Here is a 7,454-nt window from a genome sequence, read left to right as displayed (position 1 = left end):
GGCAGTACAAGGGCGAATTGCGAGATGCGTACGCCTGGTGCATTTCGCCCCGATATGCGCAAGCCCCTGAAGGACGGCCTGCAACTGGTCAGTCAGGCCCAGCTTGCTGCCCACGATACCTCGGCCTGGCCGCTCGTGATCGAAGGTATACGCGCCTTTAGCTTGGAGGAAAGAGTGCCCAGCGAATGGGCCCGGGACAAAGCCATGGCCGATAACCTGAAATTCCTGCTGACCACGCGCTACAAAGACGCGAAGATCATTGTCTGGGCCGCCAATCAACATATCATGAAGCGGACTGACCAGCTCCCCAAGGGACAGAAAGTAGACCTTATCCTGCGGAACAAGATGGGCACGTATTTCACGCGGGACCCGCAATGGGCCAAGCAAACCTACGTGCTGGGCTTTGCCTCGTACCAAGGTACCAGCGGCCGGCTAGGTGGGGCAGCATATCCGGTGCAGGCGCCCGACCAGAATGGCTTGGAAAACTGGGTGCCGATGGGCCTAGCCTATGGCTTCCTAGACTTTACCGCCTATAACAAACAATTCAACTCCCCCTCAGCGCCTTTCCTGCTAAAAAGCCCCTCTCATTACACGATTCCGGCGCGATTTGCCCCTATCCCATGGAATTTGGTGTACGATGGCCTGTTCTTCATCCGTGAGATGCAAGCCACGAAAAAAAAGTGAGTAGGCTTCGGCCCTTCCCGCCCGCACCTAGCGTGGCTACCCGTGATATGCTGTTACGCAAACGGAGTCTGGGGCTGAGCTTTGCTCCTTTCGTTCTGGTGGTGCTTACCTATCCGTCAGCGTTTTATTCGTTGCTGATATTTTGCTAGCGTATCCCAGATTTTGTACATCGCGGCCCCACCAGCTTTATTGGCAAGATTAGTATTCAGCAGCAACACGCGGCCAATACCAGAGTTAGGGTCAAAAAACAGCAGCGCCACCACGCCTGGGTCGCCGCCGGTATGGCCGATAAAGCCCGTATAGCCGAAGCCCATGAAAACTCCCACATTATAGGATTCACTGTAGGGGTTGCGCTCGTTGCGTTGCTCAAAGTTGCTGGCCACCAATTGGGGACGAAACAGCTCGCGGTAGCTCTCCGGCCGTAGCACGGTGCCCTGGCCCTGGTAGCCCCGGATGAGTTCCTGTAGATACTTGCCCAAGTCGGCGACGGAGGAGATAAAGCCGCCGTCGGGGTAGGTTGTCAGTCCATAGTACGGAAACGCCACGGTAGGCGATTGGTACAGCCGCGAATAGTGGGAGAAAGCAACGTCGTCGAAGTGCCAGCCGAATCCCGCAGGCGCAGGGGCCGGGTGAGGTAGCAGGCCGTGAAGTCGGGGAACGACTGATGGCTGGCCAACTCCACGATGTACGCGGCCAGGGCGGTACCCACGTTGGAATACTCATATAGCTCGCCGGGGCGGCGAGCGAGAAACCCCTTCGGCTGGTACCATTTGCCTGCGGGGTCAGCACGTTTTGCAGAAACACGGGCAGGCTCACCGCCGAATCAGCGGGAATAAACGTCTGCTCGTCCTCAAACGCTAGCCGTAGGCCCGTCAGGTTTTGTCTAGACTTGAGGTAGTAATTCTTGCTTAGGTAGAAGTCGTTGTCGCGGATGCTGGACGTATGGGTGGCTAAGTGCCGGAGCGTAATCGGCACCTCGGGGAAAATTGGGTTGGTGACTGGGAAGGGCAAGTACTTAGTAATAGGATCATCCAGGGTGAGCAGACCTAGTTCCTGGGCTTTGAGCCAAGGCTAGCCCTACCATCGTCTTGGACACCGACCCAATGTTTTGCACGGTGTGGATGCCATAGGGTTTGTGAGTCTGAGCGTCGGCAAAGCCAAAGCCATGCTGGTAGAGGACGCCCTGCCCACTCACGATGGCCACTCCAAACCCGTTAAAATGGCCTTGGCTACGCAAGGCCTCCAACTCCGCCGTTAGCGAGTCTTGTGCGGCCCGCCGCTGAGCCACTCCGGGCGTGGCAAAGCCAAAAGGTAACCAGAGAAGTAAGGCAACAACGATTTTGAGCACTAGATAAGGCAAAGAGTGTAGTGGCACTACGGGCCAGCGCTAACGGCAAATAAAGGTTTACTTTATGAGTTAGGGGGTGTTGGAGGATAACCAAGTGAGGCAGTTGGCCTTGGTTAAAATTTTAGCACCAAAGTTTGCTGGCCGCGCTTCGACTGGGAGCAGCAACCGGGCACCGAAAGAGCCCCTGGTTATCATACTACGATTTCTCGGATAACTCTGGGAAAAGTGGTGGGTTTCGGCTACCGTCGTCTCACGGATAAATTGCAGTGTTTTTCCGGGATGAGCGTTGCATATTGAGCGTTGTTTTACTAGGCCACGCAAACATGAAGTTCAAGCTCTGCCTTTTATGCTTCGTCTTTGCCGCTTGTCGTGCAGAACGTAGGCCCCCCTCCCCTGCGGTGCGGAAGTATTTGGAGGAGGTAGTCCGTATACTGCAAGCCAATTCCCTGCATCGGACGACCATCAACTGGGTCGCGTTCAAGCAGAACCTGCTAGCCGAAGCACGCGGCGCCAACACCCTTGAGCAGGCCTACCCAGCGGTTGCAGGTGCCCTCGTGGCCCTAGGCGATAAGCACACCCAGTTTTATGGTGCCCGCCCGGTAAAAGGCCCCGAAATACCCCCTGCCAAGCAGCCCCCGATCTACGCCGACGAGCCGATTCCTGAAGACATCGGCTATATCCGAATTCCTTGGGTGGTCGGCAATCAGCAACAGCTGGCCGTGTATATGACCCACGTGCAAGCCCGCATCAAGGCGCAGGATAAGCGAGAGCTGAGAGGCTGGATTGTGGATTTGCGAGGGAATATGGGCGGGAATATGTGGCCGATGCTCGTGGGGGTAGGGCCAGTGTTGGGCGAAGATACACTCGGCTATTATATTGACGCGAATAACACCAGAACCGCGTGGCAGTACGAAAAAGGCAAGGCCTTGCTAGACGGCGACGTCCGGGCCGAAACAGCTCCGTATTACACGCTGAAGTCGGCCAACCCGGTCGTGGCCGTGCTGACCGATACGCTAACGGCCAGCTCGGGCGAGGCCGTTGCCGTCGCCTTCAAGGCCCGAAAGCACACCCGAAGCTTTGGGGCGGGCACTGGCGGGGTACCGACCAGCAGAAGCCGCTTTGACTTGTCGGATGGGTCCGTTCTCTTGCTGACAACCGCTGTCTTCGCCGACCGCCGCCTGGTACCCTATGGCCACTCACTAGCCCCCGACGAGTTACTCAGGCCAGCAGAGGTAGTGCCGCGAGCCATTCGCTGGATTAGAGAAGAATACCAAGCGAAGAACTACGTGGCCGGGCCAGAGAAACGGTAGCGTCTTCCCGGACTTGATGCTTAATAACCTTCTTGCCAACTAGTCTTTTATAGGCTATAAACGTCGTCTACAAGAGGTAAAAGAGGCCACCCCACCTTGCAATAGCGACGGTTTTCGGCCTCAGGTTTGAGCCTCATTTTCCGTACAGGTTGGCCTTGGTTAAAAGGTTGGTACAAAGGGTAAACAGATAGCGCAACGGTACCTTTGCCTGGCAGTTCCAAGTGGTTACTTCATTCCTTTTCTCCGTTCCTCATAGACATTGCCGTCACTGACGTAGAGCTTAATCCGATTCCACTTACCGGTGCTATCCTGCACAAACTCGACGTGCGCGTTGTCATCCAACACAAACCGATGGGGGGCAATCGGGCGTAATTCAGTGACTAAATTATTGGCCTCTACATTTTTACAGAGAAGCTTGTTACCCGACAGGTACATCGTCAGCGGCCCGTAGGTGCCGGTATAGGGCTGCAGTCGGCTCCCCGGCCCGGCGGAAGTTGGATGCTGGGCCGCTAACTCATCCAGTAAATAGTCCACTTGTCGTTTTTCCTGCTCACTCGATGCCGTTTGGCGTTGCGCGCGCAATGTCAGTTCCCGGGCTTTGTCCAAGGCCTGCCTGGCTTCTACTTGTACATCGGGCACGACCCCGGTACCCTCCCAGTCGGTGTGCGTGACCGGGTTCAGTGACCGAGCAAAGGGAATGAAAACCACGAACCCCTGCCCTACCGAAACCGGCCTGGTAGGGTGCGCCCCGCCGCCCGTGGTCTCCCCAACCACCACGGCACGTTTGGCCATCTGCAGGGCGTAAGCGAAGTCCTCAGCCCCGGAAAACGTGTGGTGGCTGGTCAGAATATACACCGGCATCGACACGGTAAAGGGGACTTTCGCCGGGTCCGCGTAGTATACCGTCGTGTCATTGGTGGACCGAGTAATCAGGTCGTTCAGGTGCGTTTTCTCCTTGAAAAAATAGCTTTCCAGCAGGTTCACCATTTCCGGGCTTCCTCCCATGTTTTCGCGCAAATCAATGATGAGGCGTTGGTGTTGGCTACAAACTGCAGGGCCGCACTGATGGTGGGTTGCGCGCCGACGAGGTCTGGGATAAAGCCCGTAAAGGGGAAGTAGCCAATGTTGCCGGGCAACACCTCTACCTTTCTGAAGAGGTAGTTATTGGCTTTCCAATACTTCTTGGCTTGCGCCATTTCTTCGGGATTCGGCTGCGGGCTTACTCGGCTGTTCTTTGCCAACTCCGGATTGTACTCCACAAACACATGCGGGTCGTGATGGGCCGCTTGCAAATCCGCCTGCAATTGCTTCATGACGTGTTTTGGGTCGGTTGCCAACGCGGCGTACACGTTCTTCTTGGCCTGGCTTTGCACGTACGCGCCCATACGCTGGGCTTTTTCGGGAAATATGTAGTGTTGCTGTAGGCGCAGGGCCACCGAATCCATCAACTGGGGGATATCCACCGCGGGGACTCCGGTGCCTTGCGCCTGGCAAAAGGAAGGAACGACCACGGCCACCAGCAGGGTCAACAAGCGAGGGTACTTCATGGGCAAGGGCAGGGACTTGATAGGGCTACCTTCAGGGCAACCCTTAGTACGAATCATTTCGTAGATGCAAGTATACGAAACGTTTCGTAAGTCTACCTTTCAAAAGCTAGTCACTTCCAAATCGGAGCAACGTTCGCTCTCCATCCCTACTACATACCCCCCCTTTTTTCTGAATCCTCATTCCGTCCGGCCTCACTAGACCACCTCAAAGTGATGAGCTGGGAGCATGCGGTAACGCTCTTTTTGTGTCTACCTTTTGGGTTATTCACAATTAACCTATCACGCAACACCTCCGAAAAGCAATGGCTGCTCTCGAAGCGAAGCTTTCAATTGCTTTAGCTAAACTCCTGCTGTTTTTTGAGGGCAACAGGCCCCTGCTTTGCGCTAGAGTTGGCGGGCTATCGTTAGGCTTTGCCTGGTAGATTGGTAATGCCGCCGAGGCCTTTTTGGCGGGTAGCTTGAGGCCCACCAGCCAGCGGCGTTGCTTGCCCAAGGCGACTTCTACGTTAAGTGACCCGAGGTAGCCGACAGCCCCGCCTTGCCGTGTAGCCAACTCATAAGTTACCACCTGTTGGTCGACCACGTTAGCGGAACTGATGGCGTTGAGTTTATAGAAGCCTGCATATCCTCCTAATCCGAGGGCAAAGCGCACGCGCCGCGTGTTGCCGAAGGGATAGACGAGGCCTTCCGCTTCCACGAACCCGGCGCGATAGTTCTGATTCGGCACCTGCTCAATCCAGCTTCCATAGAGGGGGGTGGAAGCGGTGGGATGGCCGGCGACACCCACGAGTCGTCCGGCCAGCCCGAGGTGGCGAGTCAGCATCGGCGCATATTCCACGGCCAGGCGAGGGCAATGATATTCCCACCCGAGGGTAGAGGTAATGCCTAAACTTGCTCGCAGGTAGGCCACTTGAAAGGGCCGTACGGGAGCGGAAGCATTAGCTGCCCGACCTGGTGCGCTCGGCGCGGCCTCTTGGGCAGCGACTTTGGGCAGGTGCCCGACTGCTAGTAGTAGGGTCAGGGGAATGTGAAGTTTGCGAAACATAGAATTAGGAAAATAAGAGGAAAAGAGCGTCCTGGCTTAAGCCTTATTTTTGGTTATGCGAGTCGCCATATACACGCGGGTATCGACTAAAGATAGAGAGCAAGACCCAGCAAATCAGTTGCATCAACTCCATGCAGTTGCCTAGCAGCATGGCACAAGCTATAAAGTATAGGGATTGCACTAGAGTCCGAAGACTTGTGATTGTCGTGGAAAGTCAGCAGTGCGTATCAAGAGGTCTTAGCACATACCTGTGCCCGCGTACAACGGCAGCGGGGTCGGTCTCCTACCCTTTAGCAATCCACAGCGGCCAACCTAGTTGCCTCTCACTCTGCCCGCAGGCTTAGCACGGGGTTGCGGCGGGCGGCGCGCCAGGCCTGCACACTTACGGTGAGCCAGGCAATGAGTAGGGCGCCCATGCCGGCTGCAGCGAAGTACCACCACTGCCACGCCACGCGGTAGGCAAAGCCTTCCAACCACCGCTCCATGAGCAGGTAGCTCAGAGGCAGCGCCAGGACGATGGCCACGACGACCAGCCAAGTGAGGCTGCTGGTCAACAACCACACGATACCCAGCTCACTTGCGCCCAAGGCCTTGCGGATGCCAATTTCCTTGCGCCGCCGCTCGGCGGTGAAGGCGGCTAGGCCTAGCAGGCCTAGGGCGGAAATGAGAATGGCCAGCCCGGCAAAGTAGCGGGCGAGCACCGCCACCCGCCGCTCGGCCACGTACTGGGCCTGGTAGTCGGCGTCCAGAAACGTATAGTCGAGCGTAAAGCCGGGACTGTAGGCGGCGTACAGTTGCTGGAGTCGCGCAATCGTGGCCTGCTCCGCGTTAGGCTGGAGCTTCACGAGCACCGTGTTAATCTGGGGGTCGAGCTTGAGGAGCAGGGGTTTGATTTTTTTCGTGCAGGGACTCGTAGTGGAAGTCGCGGACCACGCCCACGATGCGGGCGCCGTCGAGCTGTTGGCCCACAGGGTCGGGCATCCCCAGGCCGGCCACCAGGGCCTGATTGACGAGGATGGCGGCGCTGTCGGCGCGGAACTGCGGCGCAAAACTGCGGCCCGCTACCAGGTGCATGCCCATCGTTTCCAACAGGTCGTAGTTGACCAGCATTGTCGCTACTGGCAGGCGCTTCCCCCGCCAGTTCGTCTCCTCCACGTGGCGCCCCCCTAGGAAACCGCCCAAGACGGTAGACGCCTGCACGACGCCGGGCAATTTCTTCACCTCGGCCAGAAATGCCGTCTGCTGGCGCGCCGCCTTGCCGCCCGTATCAAAGCGGAGCACATGGGCTTTGTCGTAGCCCAGCGGCTGGTGCTGCACAAACGCCAACTGCGCATTGACGACCACTACGGCCACGATGAACAGGACTGAGAGCGTGAATTGCAGCACGACCAAGCCCTGCCGCGTCCACACGTCGCCGGCCTTGGTCGGCAGCTTGCCTTTCAGCACAGCCGCCGGCTCGAAAACTCGATAGGTAAAACGCGGGGTAACTGCCCGCCAGAGCCCCGTAACCACGCTCGCGC

At 57.2% G+C, this 7,454-nt stretch carries 10 protein-coding genes; 2 read left to right on the top strand and 8 right to left on the bottom strand.

All coding sequences use genetic code 11. The features are described 5' to 3' along the window. Window positions 1–684: erythromycin esterase family protein (locus VI25_RS22210; RefSeq protein ID WP_236705210.1), on the top strand; the 684-nt coding region annotated here is incomplete at its 5' end. A gap of 116 nt (window positions 685–800) precedes the next feature. Here the strand turns inward: VI25_RS22210 and VI25_RS22205 are convergent. The 3 genes from VI25_RS22205 to VI25_RS22200 all read right to left on the bottom strand — a co-directional run bounded on the left by VI25_RS22205 (window position 801) and on the right by VI25_RS22200 (window position 2,032). After that, complete coding sequence (locus tag VI25_RS22205; RefSeq protein ID WP_045690427.1) at window positions 801–1,229, bottom strand: serine hydrolase; 429 nt, start codon at window positions 1,227–1,229, stop codon at window positions 801–803. Beyond that, the gene (locus VI25_RS28055; protein ID WP_072144892.1) at window positions 1,205–1,393 is read right to left on the bottom strand and encodes a hypothetical protein; all 189 of its coding nucleotides are present in this window, start codon (window positions 1,391–1,393) and stop codon (window positions 1,205–1,207) included. Before VI25_RS28055 ends, VI25_RS22205 begins: the two co-directional genes overlap by 25 nt. A 318-nt stretch (window positions 1,394–1,711) precedes the next feature. After that, window positions 1,712–2,032 (bottom strand): serine hydrolase, encoded by a 321-nt coding sequence (locus VI25_RS22200; protein ID WP_045690429.1) that lies wholly within the window; start codon window positions 2,030–2,032, stop codon window positions 1,712–1,714. Window positions 2,033–2,430: 398 nt separating this feature from the next. On the opposite strand from VI25_RS22200, the gene VI25_RS22195 reads away from it, so the two are divergent. Continuing rightward, on the top strand, window positions 2,431–3,342 hold the full coding sequence (locus VI25_RS22195; RefSeq protein WP_055562913.1) for a S41 family peptidase: 912 nt from the start codon (window positions 2,431–2,433) through the stop codon (window positions 3,340–3,342). A gap of 225 nt (window positions 3,343–3,567) precedes the next feature. Here the strand turns inward: VI25_RS22195 and VI25_RS22190 are convergent, their stop codons facing one another. The 5 genes from VI25_RS22190 to VI25_RS25435 all read right to left on the bottom strand — a co-directional run bounded on the left by VI25_RS22190 (window position 3,568) and on the right by VI25_RS25435 (window position 7,446). After that, window positions 3,568–4,359, bottom strand: coding sequence for a S41 family peptidase (locus tag VI25_RS22190; protein WP_072144891.1), 792 nt, complete (start codon window positions 4,357–4,359; stop codon window positions 3,568–3,570). Continuing rightward, on the bottom strand, window positions 4,323–4,889 hold the full coding sequence (locus VI25_RS22185) for a hypothetical protein (protein ID WP_161807026.1): 567 nt from the start codon (window positions 4,887–4,889) through the stop codon (window positions 4,323–4,325). The genes VI25_RS22190 and VI25_RS22185 overlap by 37 nt, the downstream gene beginning before the upstream one ends. A 271-nt stretch (window positions 4,890–5,160) precedes the next feature. Further along, window positions 5,161–5,934 (bottom strand): hypothetical protein, encoded by a 774-nt coding sequence (locus VI25_RS22180; RefSeq protein ID WP_045690593.1) that lies wholly within the window; start codon window positions 5,932–5,934, stop codon window positions 5,161–5,163. A gap of 323 nt (window positions 5,935–6,257) precedes the next feature. Further along, a complete protein-coding gene (locus VI25_RS22175; protein ID WP_161807025.1) occupies window positions 6,258–6,779 on the bottom strand; it encodes an ABC transporter permease in 522 nt (173 codons plus the stop codon). A 10-nt stretch (window positions 6,780–6,789) separates the two neighbouring features. After that, entirely contained in the window at window positions 6,790–7,446 is a 657-nt protein-coding gene (locus tag VI25_RS25435) for an ABC transporter permease (RefSeq protein WP_161807024.1), read from the bottom strand. Window positions 7,447–7,454 lie beyond the last annotated feature (8 nt).

Origin of the sequence: Hymenobacter sp. AT01-02, assembly GCF_000961955.2 — a bacterium.
Taxonomy (GTDB): domain Bacteria; phylum Bacteroidota; class Bacteroidia; order Cytophagales; family Hymenobacteraceae; genus Hymenobacter; species Hymenobacter mucosus.
Note: the sequence above shows the minus strand (reverse complement) of the source record. Positions and strands in the feature narration are given on the sequence as shown.

Coding starts and splice junctions, on each gene's coding strand:
- VI25_RS22185 (WP_161807026.1), bottom strand. CDS start 4,889: ATGAAGTACCCTCGCTTGTTGACCCTGCTGGTGGCCGTGGTCGTTCCT.
- VI25_RS22180 (WP_045690593.1), bottom strand. CDS start 5,934: ATGTTTCGCAAACTTCACATTCCCCTGACCCTACTACTAGCAGTCGGG.